Source organism: Flavobacterium sp. TS_SC_5, from assembly GCF_056156265.1.
In genome coordinates, this window is record NZ_CM149588.1 from 282,126 (window position 1) to 298,594 (window position 16,469).

Here is a 16,469-nt window from a genome sequence, read left to right on the forward strand (position 1 = left end):
TTAGAGTTGTTTCGTTTAAAAAAACAAGTACCTTTAGCCTAGTTTTTAATAGACTTAAAAAGCGTAATACGAATATCAAATGCTTTCACAAAAAACCAAATATGCACTTAAAGCACTGCTCTATTTAGCAGAACAAGACGTAGACCATATCTCTAAAACAGTAGAAATTGCTGAGGCGGCCTCTATTCCAAAAAAGTTTTTGGAACAGATTTTATTGGATCTAAAACGTGGCCATTTCGTAGGAAGCAAACAAGGAAAATTTGGCGGTTATTATCTTTTAAAATCTAAAAACGACATTACTTTAGCCGATATTCACAGGCTTTTTGATGGTGCAATTGCTTTACTTCCTTGTGCATCATTGAATTTTTACGAACGCTGTTCTGATTGCGTAGATGAATCGGAATGCCTGCTAAGACACGGATTGATTACCATTAGAGAGGAAACTTTAAAGGCCATGCAAGGCATTACTATTGCTTCATTGGTAAAAAAATAAAAAAATATATTTTAAACTCTACTAATTTTATAGAATTAATTATATATTTGCCTCGAATTTAATATATCATTAACAATCCAAATTTAAACGTATGAAAACGTACCGAAGTAAGCTTGCTTTTCTGACTAGGCAATCCCAAAAAAATCGACTAATTATAATTAAAAAAAAGAGTTCTCAAATGATGTGTATGTGTTAGTAAAAAAATTTAAACTAAATTCTACTAATTACATATACTTAATATAAATGAAAAATTCTATAAAAAACATATTTACAATACTATCTATTTTAACATTCTCAATATCATTTGCACAAAACATTGACGGTGTAGTCACAACAAACCAAAACATTCCTTTAGAAGCCGCAAATGTTGTAATAAAAGGAACAACCTCAAACACGATTTCAGATTCTAACGGGAAATTTACAATAGACACAAAAGGAAAACTCCCTTTAACTCTTTTAGTACAATATGTAGGATACAAAACTGCAGAAATAGAAATCACTTCTTTACCAATACCTTCATTACAAATAAATCTTATTGAAGAAAATACTTTGGTCGAAGTGGTAGTTTCTTCAAGACGCCGAATAGAAAAAGTACAAGATGTGCCAATAGCGATATCAGTAATAACAGGAAAACAAGCAGAACAATCTGGAGCTTTTAACGTTAATCGCATAAAAGAACTTGTTCCTTCAGTTCAATTATATTCGTCAAACCCCAGAAATACCGGAATTAATATTCGAAGCTTAGGTTCCCCTTTTGGACTTACAAATGATGGAATCGACCCGGGTGTTGGTTTTTATGTTGATGGCGTTTATTATGCACGTCCAGCGGCAACCACTTTAGATTTTATCGATATCGAACAAATTGAGGTATTACGCGGCCCGCAAGGATCATTGTTTGGTAAAAATACAACTTCGGGAGCCTTTAACATTACTACTCGTAAACCAAGTTTTACTTCAGGTGCAAACTTTGAAGTGAGTTACGGAAATTACAATTTTTTGCAAGCTAAAGCTTCGATTACTGGAGCTTTGAGTTCAAAAATCGCTGGTCGTATCTCGTTTTCAGGTACACAACGTGATGGTTTAATCGATAATATCGCAACAGGAAAACCTACCAATACCCTCAATAATCAAGGAATTAGAGGACAATTGCTTTATACCCCTTCTGAAAAAACTAATATTATATTAGCTGCAGATATCACAACGCAACGTCCAGACGGATATGCACAGGTAGTTACTGGTGTTGCACCTACACAAAGAGCGGCTTACCGTCAATTTGATGCTATTATTGCTGATTTGAATTATCAATTGCCTAGTTTAAATGCGTTTGACCGTAAAATTGACCACGATACACCATGGCGTTCCGGACAAGACATGGGAGGTATATCTCTTAATATAGATACAAAAATTGGAAACGGAACACTTACTTCAACAACAGCTTGGCGTTTTTGGAATTGGGATCCATCAAATGATAGAGATTTTACAGGATTACAAGTATTAGCAAAATCACAAAACCCAACCAGACAAACACAAATAACACAAGAAGTACGTTATGCAGGTCAGCTTACCTCTAAATTAAGTGGTGTGGTAGGTGTATTTTTTATTGACCAAGCATCACAAACAGATGGCACAGAAGAATCTGGTTCTGCACAATGGAGATTTGCACAAAGCACTACCAGTAATTTATGGAAAACACCACGTCTATTTGAAGGATACGGTATCACAACGGATGCTCGCATTAGAGCTTCCAGTGCGGCAGTATTTGGTCAGTTAGACTGGGCAATAACAGAACGTTTACATGTATTACCGGGTTTACGTTATAATTTTGAAAAAAAAGATGCTGATTACAACCGTACCACATACGGAGGACTCCAAACGAATGACCCAGCTTTAATTGCCTTGAAAAAACTAGTTTATACGGATCAGTCTTTTTCATCTAACACAGATAATACTGACTTATCTGGAAATATAACCCTTTCTTTTAAAGCCACTGACAAGATTAATGCATATGCAACTTTTGCAAAAAGCTACAAACCCGTTGGAGTCAACGTAGCTGGATTACCTACTCTTGCCGGACAGCCCATTCTTGAGCTTGCCGTAATTAAACCCGAGGAAGTCAATCATTATGAAATTGGAGTTAAAACAGCACCGTTTAAAAACTCAATATTCAATATAACCTTCTTTAATACCGACATCAAAGATTTTCAAACCAATGTACAGGCAGCTGAATTAGGTGTAAACCGTGGCTATCTTGCTAATGCAGATAAAGTACAGGTAAAAGGTATAGAATGGGATGCCAGTTTTGTAATTAGCAAACATTTGACCATCAATGGAGCAGCTACCTATACAGATGCTAAATATGTTAAATTTACAAATGCTCCCCTTCCGCTAGAAGAAACAGGAGCGGCAGTATCATTCAAAGATGTTTCCGGAACTGCATTACCGGGCGCTTCAAAATGGGCAGGATCTTTAGGAGGTGAACTAACAGACAAAGCCAAATTCTTTGGGAATACAGGAAAAATATTCCTTGGAGTTGATTCTTATGCACGTTCTGAATTCTCTTCAAGTCCATCTGCTTCAAAATATTTAGTAGTTCAGGGTTATGCGCTATTTAATGCTCGTTTAGGTTTCCGTGCAACAGATGGTCTGTCTGTACAATTCTGGGGACGCAACCTTTTAGACAAAGATTATTACGAACAACTATTGCCTGCTGGTGGTAATACAGGACAATATGCAGGTGTATTAGGAGATCAAAGAACGTATGGTATTACATTGAAATATTCACTTTAAAAAACTTTCAAAAAATTAAAATTTGAAACAGCACTCTTAAAAATCAGGTTTTAAGAGTGCTGTTTTCTTTTTTCTAAAACACTATTAAGCTGACAAAGTAAAATACTTTTTAAAAACACAAAACAATACCTATAGGATTTGTAGACTTTATGTAAATTTGCCAAAATTGAAATAAAGCTTCGTGAAAAAATTTAGAGTCATTTTATTCTCACTGCTGTCTGTTCTTTGCCAAGCGCAAACGGAGGAAAAAAATATAGATCACCAAAGTATTCTTTGGTCACGCTATTACAATCAATTGCTGCTAACCGAAAAATGGTCTTTGCATTCTGAATTTGACAACCGAGTTTTTCTAAAACCAGTGCAAGAAAACTTATATGTCATAAGAATTCAAGGTCGCTATAAAATTAATAATCATCTAGAAACTGGCGCTGGCTTTGCTTATTTTTCTGTTGATACACAAGTCCCTGAAATTAATCCTGATTACAATACCCCTGAATACAGAGGACAGCAGGATCTTACTTGGAAATTAAATGCTAGTAAAGTAACGCTTATACAACGTTTTCAAGTAGAAGAGCGATTTATTCACAATGCTGATAATGTAAAGTTGCTTCCTGGCACCACATTTTTTTGGAGATTCAGATACAGACTCCAAGGTGACTATGCTTTTTGGAAAAAAGAAAAACAGTTATTAAAAGCCGTACTGTCTGATGAGATAATGTTCAATTTTGGAAAAAAAATAATTAAAAATACGTTTGATCAAAATAGAATTTACGTTGCCATACACTACGGTCTAAATAGCCATTTAGCATTCGAACTCGGGTACCTAAACAGTTTCCAAAGAAGAAGCAATGGAATCGATTATTTCAACAGAGACATTATCCGCTTCAGCATTTTTCATAAAATTAAAATCTCAAAAAAAGTATAAACAGCATTTATAATTTGCTAGAGATAAATATTTACAATAATTTTAAATATTGATTATCAATGCATTAACTAATTTTTTAGAATTCGTGCCGTAACTTTAATAAAAAGATATGGCCATGAAAAATTTTGCAATTAAACTCGTGTGGTTCACCACTATTTATGTTTTTGTATTTGCCGGTTTATGTCAAACTAATATTGCTTTACCAGTAATAATGACTCTATATTGCATTGGCATACCGTTAATCCTCTTTATGGTTTACACCGTGCTAACTGATGATTATAAAACTACAAAAACATTCAAAGATTGGTACGGCGACCATCCAATGGAAACATTGGAAAAAGAAGAAGAAGAAAGTTAATCATTTCAATCCATTTTAATCCAAAAAATCCCGACTGCTCGGGATTTCTTCGTATTTTACAATACTATAATTATCAATTTGAACTATTGAAATTCAGATTATCTAACTTTACTTTGCAGAACAAAATGATGCAACCACTTAGGAAAAAATCGTTTCAAATAAGCGCCTAGAACTTCCTTGCCGCCAATATAGACTTCAAATTTTTCAGACTCAACTGCTTTCACAAATTTTGTAGCAAAAAGACTTGTTGGCATTCCATTTTGAGTTGCAGTATCATCTATATTTTGTTTTGATCCGTCTGCCGTCAATGCGTTTTTGGCCACATTCGTTTGTATAAAACCGGGACAAATTAAGGTGACTTTTATATTGTCTTTTTGATGTTCCATTCTCAAAACATCAAAAAAACCATGTAAGGCATGTTTTGCCCCACAATATCCAGAACGGTATGGCGACCCAAATTTCCCCATCAAACTGGTTACGGTAACAAAATGTCCTTTCTTATTTTTGATAAAATGAGGCAATAAGGCTTTTGTCAGTGCAACCGTACCAAGATAATCAACCTCGATCAGTTTTTTATCTACTTCAAAATCGGTGTCAGCAATCAGTGAGCATTGGCTAACACCTCCATTATTCACTAGAATATCAATTTTTCCAAAGGCAGCAATAGCATTTTCTACCTGATTTTTAGCATTGTCAAAATCAGACAGATCAAAAGGCAAAATCACAACTTCCGCTGTTGAACATTTAGATTTCACAACTTCTAAAGCTTTTATGTTCCGTGCCGAAAGAATGAGTTTGCAATTCCTCCCAGCCAATTCATACGCTAAAGCCTCTCCAATTCCGCTGGAAGCACCAGTAATCCAAACCACTTTGCCATTTATTGCATTCATATTTTTTCCTAAAAATAAAAAAAGTTTATCGAGCTTTTACAAACTCAATAAACTTTCTAGTATAATTATGAAAATAAAGACTATTTCTCTCTAATATAAATATCGATTGGCACTCCTGAAAAGTCCCAGTTTTCTCTAATTTTATTTTCCAGATAACGTTTGTACGGTTCTTTTACATATTGTGGCATATTGGCAAAAAACACAAACTGCGGCGTCGGTGTTGGCAACTGCATGCAATATTTAATTTTCACATATTTCCCTTTTGTTGCCGGTGGCGGATAAGCTTCAATCACTTTCAACATAAATTCATTGAATTTTGAAGTAGCAATACGTTGTTGTCTGTTTTCAAAAACTTTTACGGTTGCTTCTAATGCTTTCAACAAACGTTGTTTTGTTAAAGCAGAAACAAAAAGAATAGGCACATCCGTAAACGGCATTAATTCTTCTCTAATTTTTTCTTCATAATCTCTGGTAGACATGGTTTCTTTTTCGACTAAATCCCATTTGTTTACTAAGATTACAACTCCTTTACGGTTTTTCTCAGCCAACCAAAAAATACTTTGATCCTGACCTTCAAATCCACGTGTGGCATCAATAATCAAGATACAAATATCAGCATGTTCAATGGCACGAACCGAACGCATTACCGAGTAAAACTCTAAATCCTCTTTTACCTTAGCTTTACGACGGATTCCCGCAGTATCTACCAAGTTAAATTCGAAACCAAAACGGTCAAACTTCGTATCAATTGCATCACGGGTTGTACCTGCAATATCCGTTACCATAAAACGCTCTTTACCAATTAATGCATTGATAAAACTTGATTTACCAGCATTAGGACGTCCTACCACTGCAAAACGAGGTAAAACTACTTCTTCTTGAACTGGTTCTGGTTTTATAGGGAAAGCATCAATCAATGCATCCAATAAATCACCTGTTCCACTTCCGGAAATACTGGCAAACGTATAATATTCCCCTAAACCAAGGTTATAAAACTCAAGAGCATCTTTCTCACGCATGGCATTATCTACCTTGTTTACCGCTAAAAGAACTGGCTTAGTCACTTTACGCAATAAACGCGCAACGGCATCATCCATTGGAGTAATCCCCTCTTCTACATCAACCACAAAAATGATAACATCAGCTTCATCAATAGCCAGTTCTACTTGTTTACGGATTTCTCCTTCAAAAACATCATCAGAACCACGCACATATCCGCCGGTATCAATTACAGAAAACTCTTTTCCGTTCCACTCGCTTTTACCATAGTTTCTATCACGGGTCACCCCCGATACTGAATCTACAATAGCTTCTCTTCTTTGTATCAGCCTATTAAAAAGGGTTGATTTCCCTACATTAGGTCTTCCTACTATCGCAACAATGTTATTCATAATATAAATTCAAATATTTTGCAAAGGTAGTGTTTAAAACCATGAATATCAATTTTTTTGATATATTAGCAAACCCTTATCCTTTTAATACTTACAAGTTTACTACTATGGATGCTAACAATGAGCTCAGACTTCGCTTACGATTTTACAAAGATGTTCCGCAAAACATAGATGCTTTGCGTGTTAAATTTGCCAATTACGCCCAATTCAAGTCCAAAGATTACTTCGTAAAAATTCGCGGCTATCACATTTGGCTGAACATAAAAGGTCAAAAAAAAGCGTATTGGTCGCCTCATTTACATATAGAAATGGAATCAAAAGACCAAAACGAAACTCATATTAGAGCATTATTTGGCCCTGACCCAACCTTATGGACACTTTTTATGTTCTTCCATTTTATTATTGCGGGAATATTTTTGATTTTTTCGGGAATTGCTTATTCTGATTATATCCTGAAAAATCCCATTACTTTTGATTTAGTTGTGATGGGATTAATGATTTTCGCCTGGTTTCTACTCTATATTGTAGCAAAACAAATCAGAAGTAACGGCCACAACCAAATGAATGATTTGGAGAAATTATTTTTGGAAATTATAGAATCTTAGTTTTTATTTGGAGCAATTCCAGCTCTCCGCTATATCTTTAGTGCAGTCCCGTAGTTTCGGGACTGCACTAAAGGATGCCGCTGCTATCTGGGCTAAAAAAAAATCAATATCGAAAGTTGAATTCCAATATTGATTTTTCAAAAAAAGGACCAGAAAAAATTACTGGTTATAACCAAAACGCTTCAACATATTTGCGTTGCTTCTCCAGTTTTTATTCACTTTTACATACAACTCAATATGAATTTGTTTCCCAAAAAATTTCTCTAAATCAGCACGGGCTTCCATTCCTACTTTTTTCAAAGCAGCACCTTTATGTCCGATGATAATTCCCTTTTGGGTATCGCGTTCCACCATAATCAAAGAACGGATTCTAATAATGTTTTCATCTTCAAAAAACTCTTCGGTGACAATTTCTACTGCGTATGGAATTTCTTTACTGTAATTCAATAATATTTTCTCACGGATGGTTTCATTTACAAAGAAACGTTCCGGTTTATCTGTTAATTGATCTTTTGGGTAATACGCGGGAGATTCCGGTAACAATTCAATAATTCTTCCGAAAACTTCTGGAACATTAAAATTCTGCAAAGCTGATATTGGAAATATTTCCGCATTAGGAACTTTCGCAGTCCAGAAAGCAACCTGCTCTTCTAGCTGTTCTTGGTTAGAATTATCTATTTTGTTTAATAAAAGCAGAACTGGGATTGTAGCGTGAATAATTTTATTAAAAAAAGCTTCATCTTTCAATTCTTGTTCTCCAATTTCCACCATATAAATCAGGATATCAGCATCTTCAAAAGCGGATTTAACGAAATTCATCATGGACGCCTGCATTTCGTATGCCGGTTTGATGATACCCGGCGTATCCGATAAGATCATTTGAAAATCTTCTCCGTTTACAATTCCCAGAATTCTATGACGTGTTGTTTGTGCTTTTGAAGTAATTATTGATAACCGTTCTCCAACAAAGGCATTCATTAGTGTTGATTTCCCAACATTTGGATTCCCGATGATGTTTACAAAACCTGCTTTATGTGACATTTCTATTATAATTTATTGTGCAAAGGTAGACATATCAAGTCAATAGACGAAATAAAACATTTTTAAAAATTATCATTGGAAATACGGAAATTCGTTGTATATTTGCACCCGAAACAACGCGGGATAGAGCAGTAGGCAGCTCGTCGGGCTCATAACCCGAAGGTCACAGGTTCGAGTCCTGTTCCCGCTACTAAGGTAGCCTTATTGAGATTACAAAACGCACATCGCGGGATAGAGCAGTAGGCAGCTCGTCGGGCTCATAACCCGAAGGTCACAGGTTCGAGTCCTGTTCCCGCTACTAGAAAGCTTCAGAGAAATCTGGAGCTTTTTTTATGTAAAATATTTGATAAATTTGTTTTTTTAGAATTTGTAAAATCTTTTAAACTCAAATAATAGAAGAAAACGTATTACATTTAAAAGCCAAAACGTTATCAATACTACCTTTCGGAATTATGCATATGATCTCTTTACCCCTATTAGGAACCCTTTTGGCACAAACTGAAGTACAAAATAGCCTTCTGATCTATATTCTTGCTTTTACCATTACTATGCTTTCTGCAATTATTTTATTTAGATTGTTTTCCGGCACACTACTTCTAGAACTTCGAAATGAGACAATTAAATGGATTAGATAAAGAAACCAATTTATAGTTCGATTAAGTCTCAAACGATTAATTTGAATGATAGTAATTATTGGAAACATCAAGAGGAAAAGGTATTTACCGACTCAAAATTTATCTAAAGAACACTAAAAAAATATACATTGAATTGGATAATCTTTCAAATTCAACTAAGAATTATGAAATGGTAAACAAGTTGAAAAACTTCCTGACAGCTAACAGGATGAAAAAAGATATTCCTTATTAATATTTTTTAGAAATAACAAAAAAACCTGTGGAGCAAGTCACACAGGTTTTTAACCAACTACGTTTATTAAAATTAACATAACCAAAAATCAACTAAATTCTAATTGTTTAAAAATACTAAGTCTATTATTTTATTTAAATTAATCTTCTGAAACAATTGCTGAATTTCTATCCATCGCTACTTTAAGCAATACTGCAATTCCTTCCTCATTTATCATCTTCATATTCATAGCATCTAATTGAACCAAATCTTTAGAAACTAATCCACTAAACATATTGAACGAAATATTCATTTCTTTCAAGTTTTTTAATTTTTCCAACTCAAATGGAACCTGGCCTATAAAATTATTATCAAACAAACTGATACTCTCTAAATTACTTAATGTTGCGACTAAAGGATTTAATTTTCCTGAGAACTTATTACTATTCAAAAGTAAGATTTTCAACGACTTTAAAGTATATAATGAAGTAGGTATCTCGCCATATATATCATTATTGTAAAGCGACAAGATCTCTAACTGCTTAAGATCACCTATTTTAGAAGGCAATTCTCCTGAAAATCTGTTCATATACAATTCTAAATCTTTCAAATTTGACAATTCACAAACAGAAGAAGGAATTAAACCTGTTAGTTTATTGAACGAAAGATTCAATACTTTCATATCTTTTAATTTCCCAATAGCAGATGGAATTGTTCCTGATATTTGATTTCTATGTAAATCTAATTCTTGAAGATTAACCAAGTTTACAATATCAGTTGTAATCTCTCCCACTAAATTATTATCGGCTAAATGCACTGCAATTACTTTTTCATCTTGCACTTTAACACCATACCAAGTTGAAACAGGTGATGATAAATCCCACTGCACTTTCCATTGTTTACCATTTGTTGACTGATAAAACTTCACCAATGCATTTTTCTCGGATTGAGATACATTTGCAAGCATTGAAAATGAAAACAAAAGGGTTAATAATAGAGTAGATATTTTTTTCATAACAGGATAATTTTCTTTTACACATCTAAAGCTACACCCATTATGGCTAATCAGCAAATAAAATCGACAAACTACATAATATTGTTTTTTATATACAGTAATACCTTACAATCAACCTCTTTTTACTAGTAAATAATATTTTATTAAATTTGACTTACTAACCTTAATTTCAAATTTATGGAAATCAATTTCTTAGCACTATTTGTTGCGGCTTTATCGACACTTGTAATCGGATTTGTTTGGTACCATCCAGAAGTTTTTGGAACTATTTGGATGAAGGAATCAGGACTTACCGAAGAAAACCTAAAAGGAGGAAATATGCTTTTGATATTTGGATCTTCATTACTGTATGCTTTTTTCATCAGCTTTGTAATTCAAATGTTAACTATACATCAATACGGAGCATTAGGTATGATTGGCGGAGATCCTAGTATTGCAAAACCTTCCTATGAAGCTTTTATGACTGACTATGGAAATACTTTCAGAACATTTAAGCACGGAGCTTTACACGGCTTTATAACGGGACTGTTTTTTGCTCTACCAATTATAGGAACAAATGCTTTATATGAAAGAAGAAGTTTTAAGTATGCACTTGTAACTGGTGGATTTTGGATTGTATGCCTTACAATTATGGGAGGAATTATTTGTGGATGGAAATTATCTTAACTATAAATTTAGATTAAGTTTCGCCTTCTGATTCAAAAGGCGAAACTTATTTTTCTTTACATCTTTTCTATGGCTTTTGCCAAATCAATATCTTTATCCGTAACCCCATTTGCATCATGAGTGGTTAATCGTATGGTGACTTTATTATACACATTGAATAATTCTGGATGATGATTACTTTTCTCAGCCACTACTCCTACTTGCACGATAAAACCCAAAGCTTGAGTAAAATCTTTGAATTTAAAATTTTTCTCGATTCCATTATTGCCAAACTTCCAGTCTTTCAACTCTTTCAGCGCGATTTGTATAGATTCCTCTGAGTAGGTTTTCATAATTAATTTATTTAGTTATATAAAGTTAGTTTATTTCAAGACAATCAATAATACTTTAACTTTATTAACTAATTTTGGAAAAATATTTCCATACAATTTGAATACAGCTTATTCCTTCAAAATTTATAATTCAACTGCTCAACTTCCTGAAAACTGGGATGATTTAGCTGTTTCTACTGTTTTTTTATCTAAAAAATACCTGCAAGTTTTAGAAAAATCCTCCCCCGAGAATATGATTTGTCACTTCATTGGAATCTTTGACAATACGACTTTGGTTGGGATTGCAATTTCTCAATTTTTAGATTTGAATACATTGGAATCTTTTGGAGAACGTGATAAATGCATCAAAACTGCGGTACGAAATATTGTTTTTAGAAACTTTGGCTCTCATGTGCTGGTCATAGGCAACAACATGCTTACGGGGCAAAACTCCTTTGCTTTATCCGATACGATTGTTAAAAAGAAAGCAATACAAACATTACATGCTGCCGTCACCGAATTAAAAAAGATATTTAAATCTAAGGGTTTCAAGATTCATATTACGACTTATAAAGATTTTAGCGAAGAGGAAATTATACACTTTGCCGTTCCAGAATTCAAAAATGATTATCAATTCTCGACACAACCCAACATGGTTTTCTCGATTAATGAAAACTGGAAAACGGAGCAGGATTACATCGATTCACTCTCAAAAAAATACAGAGATCAATACAAAAGAGCCCGAAAAAAAGCAGCTATTATTGAGAAAAGAAAGCTACATCTGGAAGACATCATCGCTTTAGAGGATACGATTTATGAATTGTATTTTCACGTTGCCAAAAATGCACCTTTCAACACTTTCTTTCTACCAAAGAATCATTTCAGGGTTTTTAAAGAAATCTTTAAAGATAAATTTCTTTTTTATGGCTATTTTATCGATGAAAAACTGATAGGTTTCAACACTTTAATTAAAAATGGCGAAGTAATGGATACTTATTTTCTTGGATATGACGAAAGTATTCAGCGTGAAAAAATGCTGTACCTGAACATGCTGTACGATATGATTGCCTACTCCATCAATAAAAATTTCAAGGAAATTATTTTTGCCAGAACAGCTTTGGAAATTAAAAGTTCCGTTGGTGCAAAACCAATAAAAATGTATGGAATCATCGCACATAGTAATGAAATGGTTAATCCATATATGCCAAAAATATTCAAATATTTAGAACCGGAAACTATTTGGCAAGAACGCAATCCTTTTAAACAGTAGCACTAATTTGGATTCGGAACTGCAACTTTCAATTGCTTTGGCAGAATTTCGATATTCAATTTTGTTTCTTTACCGCAATATTCTCCATCAATTTGAAAACTAACCGGAATATTGGTCGTCACAAAGGCTTGATCCGTAGAAATAATTTCAACATCATTGACATCAATCGGCATATTTCCAGTGATGATTTTTCCCAAAACCACTAAATCCATATTTTTCAAGATCACCAATTCAAACTTTCCGTCATCCATCACCCCGTTTGGGTTTATTGAAACTCCAGTTCCATATTTTTGGGAATTTGCTATGACAATCATTCTAGCCTCACATTCAATAGTAGGGAAATTACCTGTAATAGTTGCAATAAACGGATCTTCTAAATCAATCAAAGTAGATATTGTTTGCAAAGCATATCCCCACTTGCCTCGAATACTGCTATTTTCATAATTCTTAATCATTTCGGCATTTACACCCAAATCACTCAAGTGAATACTTTTCTTTCCGTTAATAGAAATCATATCTATTTCCATGTAATCATTATGAAAAGCAATTTCTAAGTTTTCTTCAATTGTTAAAGGCAAATTCAAATCTACGGCTAAACCATTAGCAGAACCAGCAGGCAAAATACCAATAATTACATCGTGTTCTTCCATAGCTTCAGCAACCATTTTTACAGTTCCATCGCCACCCGCTACAACAACTCGCTGAGGTGTATAGGTATTATAAAGCACTTTTATATTGTCAATATCTGAAATTCCAGAAGTATTGTAAATCACGAGATTCAAATTCTCTTTTTCGGCAAAAGCAGTCGCGGCATCAATAAGCTCTGATTTATCGACGCCTCCGGAAATAGGATTAACGATAAGGATACTATTCTTTTTCAAACTTTTTCTTCTTTTATTGATTAAAAACCTTTAAATTGAACTTTTATCAAAAGTAATACAATATATGAAACCAATTTTAAAATTATACCGAGGCTACGCCAATGAACAAGAATTAATTGTTATGGGCCACGTCTTCAAACCAACGTCGATGGAAGAGTATAATTTTCAAAAAAAGAATCTAAAAAATGCTACTTCCGTTATCAAAATGTTTCAAATAAAAACGCAGGCAAACGCAGATGTTTATTTGAAACACAATAATTCCAAAATTCATACCAAAACATTAGTGGATGGCTATTTTAAATTTTGCGTTCCATTAGACCAAGACACAAATTATGGCTGGATTGATTATGAAGTAAGCATCGTCTACAAAAACGGAACCATCACTACAAAAGACAGTTACATTAGACCGCATAAGGGAAATTTGGGTATCATTTCCGATATTGATGATACCTTTTTAGTATCGCATACGCTAAATCCTTTGAAAAAGTTATATGTCTTATTATTCAAAAATGTGAATAAGAGAAAAATATATGATGATGTTGTTACCCATTATCAAGCTTTAAGTACCGCTGGAAGAGAAAAAAAGGAAGAGTTTAATGCTTTTTTTTATGTTTCCAGCAGCGAGTGGAATTTGTACCGTTTCATCACAAAATTCACTGAAATTCATCAGCTCCCAAAAGCAGTTTTATTATTAAAGGACATTAAAACTGGTTTAGCGGATTTTTTCTTGACAGGAAGAGGCGATCACAACCATAAGTTTGAGAAAATAAAACACATTTTAGAATTTTATCCCAATTTAGAATATGTGTTACTCGGCGATGATTCACAACATGATCCTTATTTGTACGAAGCCATCTGTAAAATATTTCCGGTTACCGTAAAAGCAGTTTACATCCGTCAAACTGGCGCTACTAAAAATGAAAAAATAATCACTGTAATGAAAAATTTAGAAACCTTAAACGTTTCAATTTGTTACTTCAAACATAGTAGCGAAGCCATTGCGCACTCTAAATCCATTGGAATTATTGTATAAAAAAAGAGTTCCTTTGTGGAACTCTTTTTTATTATAAGTTATCTATTTCTTCCTGAACTACTTCCCAGTCCAGCAGGAGCTTATCCAACTCTGCTTTTTTCTTGTTGTAGGCGATGAAAAACTTAGCATCTTCAATATGCTTATCATAATTAGATGCCAACATTTTATCATCTTGTTGAATATCTCTTTCCAATTGCTTGATTTGACTTTCTACTTTACTCAATTTGTTTTGCAAGGCTTTGCCTTTCTTTTGATCTTCGTACGACGATTTATTGCTTTCTTTTGGCGCTGCAGCTTTCTCAGCATCCTTTTTCTCCACTTCACGCATATTTTCCATATTACGCTGTTCAAGGAAATAGTTGATATCGCCTAGATATTCCTTTATTTTTTGATCTTTAAACTCATAAACTAAATTTGACATGCCTTGCAGGAAATCCCTATCGTGAGAAACCAACAGTAATGTACCACCAAATTTTTGAAGCGCAGCTTTCAAAACATTCTTAGATTTGATGTCTAAGTGATTCGTAGGCTCATCCATCAACAAAACGTTAATCGGTTGTAACAATAGTTTACACAACGCTAAACGGTTTCTTTCACCTCCAGAAAGGACTTTTACCTTTTTCTCGACATCATCACCACGAAACAAGAAAGAACCTAGCATATCGCGCACTTTCATTCGGTTTGTATCTGCAGCTGCGTCTTCCATCGTTTGTAACAAAGTAATTTCGCCATCCAGATACTCCGCCTGATTTTGTGCAAAATACCCCAACTGAACATTATGCCCTAACTTTATATTTCCTTTGTATTCAAACTCATCAACAATCGCTTTGATGAAAGTCGATTTCCCTTGGCCATTTTGTCCAACGAAAGCAATTTTACTTCCACGTTCTACCAAAAGGTTGATATCTTTCAAAATAGTTTTATCACCGTAGCTCTTAGTCACATTTTCAGCTTCAATTACCACTCTTCCAGGTTCTTTCGAAACTGGAAAAGAAATATTCATCACTGAGTTATCATCCTCATCAACTTCGATACGCTCTACTTTATCTAATTTTTTTATTAAAGACTGCGCCATTGAAGCTTTAGAAGCTTTGGCACGAAATTTTTCAATTAATTTCTCTGTTTCTTCAATTTTTTTAGCTTGATTTTTTTGCGTTGCCAATTGCTTTTCGCGAATTTCATGACGCAATTCTAAATATTGAGAATACGGTTTATTGAAATCATAGGCTTTCCCAAGTGAAATTTCAATAGTTCTGTTCGTTACATTATCCAAAAACATTTTATCGTGCGAAACAATCACGACAACGCCAGGATAATTACGAAGGAAACTTTCTAGCCAAATGATACTCTCAATATCCAAGTGATTCGTAGGTTCATCCAGTAACAAAACATCATTGGCTTGCAATAATAATTTGGCTAATTCGATACGCATCCTCCATCCGCCGGAAAAAGTCTCCGTTTGATTATCGAAAACATCTCTTTTAAAACCTAAACCAAGAAGAATTTTCTCCGTATCGCCCACATAATTATAACCACCTAAAAGTTCAAAACGATGTGTATAATCAGATAGGTCTTCAATGATTTGACTGTACTCATCACTTTCATAATCCGTTCTTGTGACTAACAAGTGATTAATATCTTCAAGCTTTTTCTCAACAATTTTTATCTCCGTGAAAGCTTCATAGGCTTCTTCAAGAACGGTTCTTCCCTGCTCAAAATCGATGTCCTGACGTAAAAAACCCATTCGAAGATCCTTCTCCTGAGAAATAACACCAGAATCAGGGGCAAAATCTTTTGCCAACATTTTAAGCATAGTCGATTTACCGGCTCCATTTTTCCCAACAAGGCCCACTCTGTCCCCAGCACCCAATCGAAAGGTAACTTCTTCAAATAAATAAGAACCACCAAACGAAACGGATAAATTGTGTATATTAAGCATGTATTGTGATTTTATTCC

Annotated in this window: 15 protein-coding genes and 2 tRNA genes; 10 read left to right on the forward strand and 7 right to left on the reverse strand. The window is 34.0% G+C overall.

Translation table 11 applies throughout. The annotated features are described in order from the left end of the window. Positions 1-79 precede the first annotated feature (79 nt). From AC0J6S_RS01250 to AC0J6S_RS01265, 4 genes are all read left to right on the forward strand, one after another. Complete coding sequence (locus AC0J6S_RS01250) at positions 80-493, forward strand: RrF2 family transcriptional regulator (RefSeq protein ID WP_113665208.1); 414 nt, start codon at positions 80-82, stop codon at positions 491-493. Between the two features lie 243 nt (positions 494-736). Then, on the forward strand, positions 737-3,280 hold the full coding sequence (locus AC0J6S_RS01255; protein WP_113665207.1) for a TonB-dependent receptor: 2,544 nt from the start codon (positions 737-739) through the stop codon (positions 3,278-3,280). 181 nt (positions 3,281-3,461) lie between these two features. After that, positions 3,462-4,205 (forward strand): DUF2490 domain-containing protein, encoded by a 744-nt coding sequence (locus tag AC0J6S_RS01260; protein ID WP_474955080.1) that lies wholly within the window; start codon positions 3,462-3,464, stop codon positions 4,203-4,205. A 115-nt stretch (positions 4,206-4,320) separates the two neighbouring features. Further along, on the forward strand, positions 4,321-4,563 hold the full coding sequence (locus AC0J6S_RS01265) for a hypothetical protein (protein ID WP_474955081.1): 243 nt from the start codon (positions 4,321-4,323) through the stop codon (positions 4,561-4,563). 98 nt (positions 4,564-4,661) lie between these two features. On the opposite strand, the gene AC0J6S_RS01270 is transcribed toward AC0J6S_RS01265, so the two are convergent. After that, positions 4,662-5,453, reverse strand: coding sequence for an SDR family oxidoreductase (locus tag AC0J6S_RS01270; protein ID WP_474955082.1), 792 nt, complete (start codon positions 5,451-5,453; stop codon positions 4,662-4,664). Positions 5,454-5,533: 80 nt separating this feature from the next. Next, positions 5,534-6,844, reverse strand: a complete 1,311-nt coding sequence (gene der, locus AC0J6S_RS01275) for a ribosome biogenesis GTPase Der (protein WP_474955083.1) — start codon at positions 6,842-6,844, stop codon at positions 5,534-5,536. Positions 6,845-6,885: 41 nt separating this feature from the next. On the opposite strand from der, the gene AC0J6S_RS01280 reads away from it, so the two are divergent. Beyond that, a complete protein-coding gene (locus AC0J6S_RS01280; protein WP_474955084.1) occupies positions 6,886-7,449 on the forward strand; it encodes a hypothetical protein in 564 nt (187 codons plus the stop codon). A 159-nt stretch (positions 7,450-7,608) separates the two neighbouring features. On the opposite strand, the gene era is transcribed toward AC0J6S_RS01280, so the two are convergent. Next, positions 7,609-8,490 carry a GTPase Era gene (gene era / locus AC0J6S_RS01285; protein ID WP_474955085.1) on the reverse strand — a complete coding sequence of 294 codons (882 nt, stop codon included), beginning with the start codon at positions 8,488-8,490 and terminating at the stop codon, positions 7,609-7,611. A gap of 117 nt (positions 8,491-8,607) precedes the next feature. Here era and AC0J6S_RS01290 point away from each other — a divergent pair. Together AC0J6S_RS01290 and AC0J6S_RS01295 are read left to right on the forward strand one after the other, a co-directional pair. After that, positions 8,608-8,680: transfer RNA gene (locus AC0J6S_RS01290), tRNA-Met, on the forward strand. A gap of 35 nt (positions 8,681-8,715) precedes the next feature. Further along, positions 8,716-8,788: transfer RNA gene (locus AC0J6S_RS01295), tRNA-Met, on the forward strand. Positions 8,789-9,496: 708 nt separating this feature from the next. Here the strand turns inward: AC0J6S_RS01295 and AC0J6S_RS01300 are convergent. Continuing rightward, positions 9,497-10,351 (reverse strand): leucine-rich repeat domain-containing protein, encoded by an 855-nt coding sequence (locus AC0J6S_RS01300; protein ID WP_474955086.1) that lies wholly within the window; start codon positions 10,349-10,351, stop codon positions 9,497-9,499. A gap of 177 nt (positions 10,352-10,528) precedes the next feature. Here AC0J6S_RS01300 and AC0J6S_RS01305 point away from each other — a divergent pair, with 177 nt between their 5' ends. Then, positions 10,529-11,017: a DUF1761 domain-containing protein gene (locus AC0J6S_RS01305; RefSeq protein WP_474955087.1), complete on the forward strand. Its 489-nt coding sequence runs from the start codon at positions 10,529-10,531 to the stop codon at positions 11,015-11,017. Positions 11,018-11,073: 56 nt separating this feature from the next. Here the strand turns inward: AC0J6S_RS01305 and AC0J6S_RS01310 are convergent, their stop codons facing one another. Next, on the reverse strand, positions 11,074-11,349 hold the full coding sequence (locus AC0J6S_RS01310) for a 4a-hydroxytetrahydrobiopterin dehydratase (RefSeq protein ID WP_474955088.1): 276 nt from the start codon (positions 11,347-11,349) through the stop codon (positions 11,074-11,076). Between the two features lie 97 nt (positions 11,350-11,446). Between AC0J6S_RS01310 and AC0J6S_RS01315 the strand changes: the two genes are divergently transcribed. Continuing rightward, on the forward strand, positions 11,447-12,598 hold the full coding sequence (locus AC0J6S_RS01315) for an 8-amino-7-oxononanoate synthase (protein ID WP_474955089.1): 1,152 nt from the start codon (positions 11,447-11,449) through the stop codon (positions 12,596-12,598). Positions 12,599-12,600: 2 nt separating this feature from the next. Here AC0J6S_RS01315 and AC0J6S_RS01320 read toward each other — a convergent pair whose 3' ends face one another. Then, positions 12,601-13,479, reverse strand: coding sequence for a diacylglycerol/lipid kinase family protein (locus AC0J6S_RS01320; RefSeq protein WP_474955090.1), 879 nt, complete (start codon positions 13,477-13,479; stop codon positions 12,601-12,603). A 64-nt stretch (positions 13,480-13,543) separates the two neighbouring features. Between AC0J6S_RS01320 and AC0J6S_RS01325 the strand changes: the two genes are divergently transcribed. Next, a complete protein-coding gene (locus tag AC0J6S_RS01325; RefSeq protein ID WP_474955091.1) occupies positions 13,544-14,512 on the forward strand; it encodes an App1 family protein in 969 nt (322 codons plus the stop codon). A 31-nt stretch (positions 14,513-14,543) separates the two neighbouring features. Here the strand turns inward: AC0J6S_RS01325 and AC0J6S_RS01330 are convergent, their stop codons facing one another. Beyond that, positions 14,544-16,451, reverse strand: a complete 1,908-nt coding sequence (locus tag AC0J6S_RS01330; protein ID WP_474955092.1) for an ABC transporter ATP-binding protein — start codon at positions 16,449-16,451, stop codon at positions 14,544-14,546. Positions 16,452-16,469: the final 18 nt, after the last annotated feature.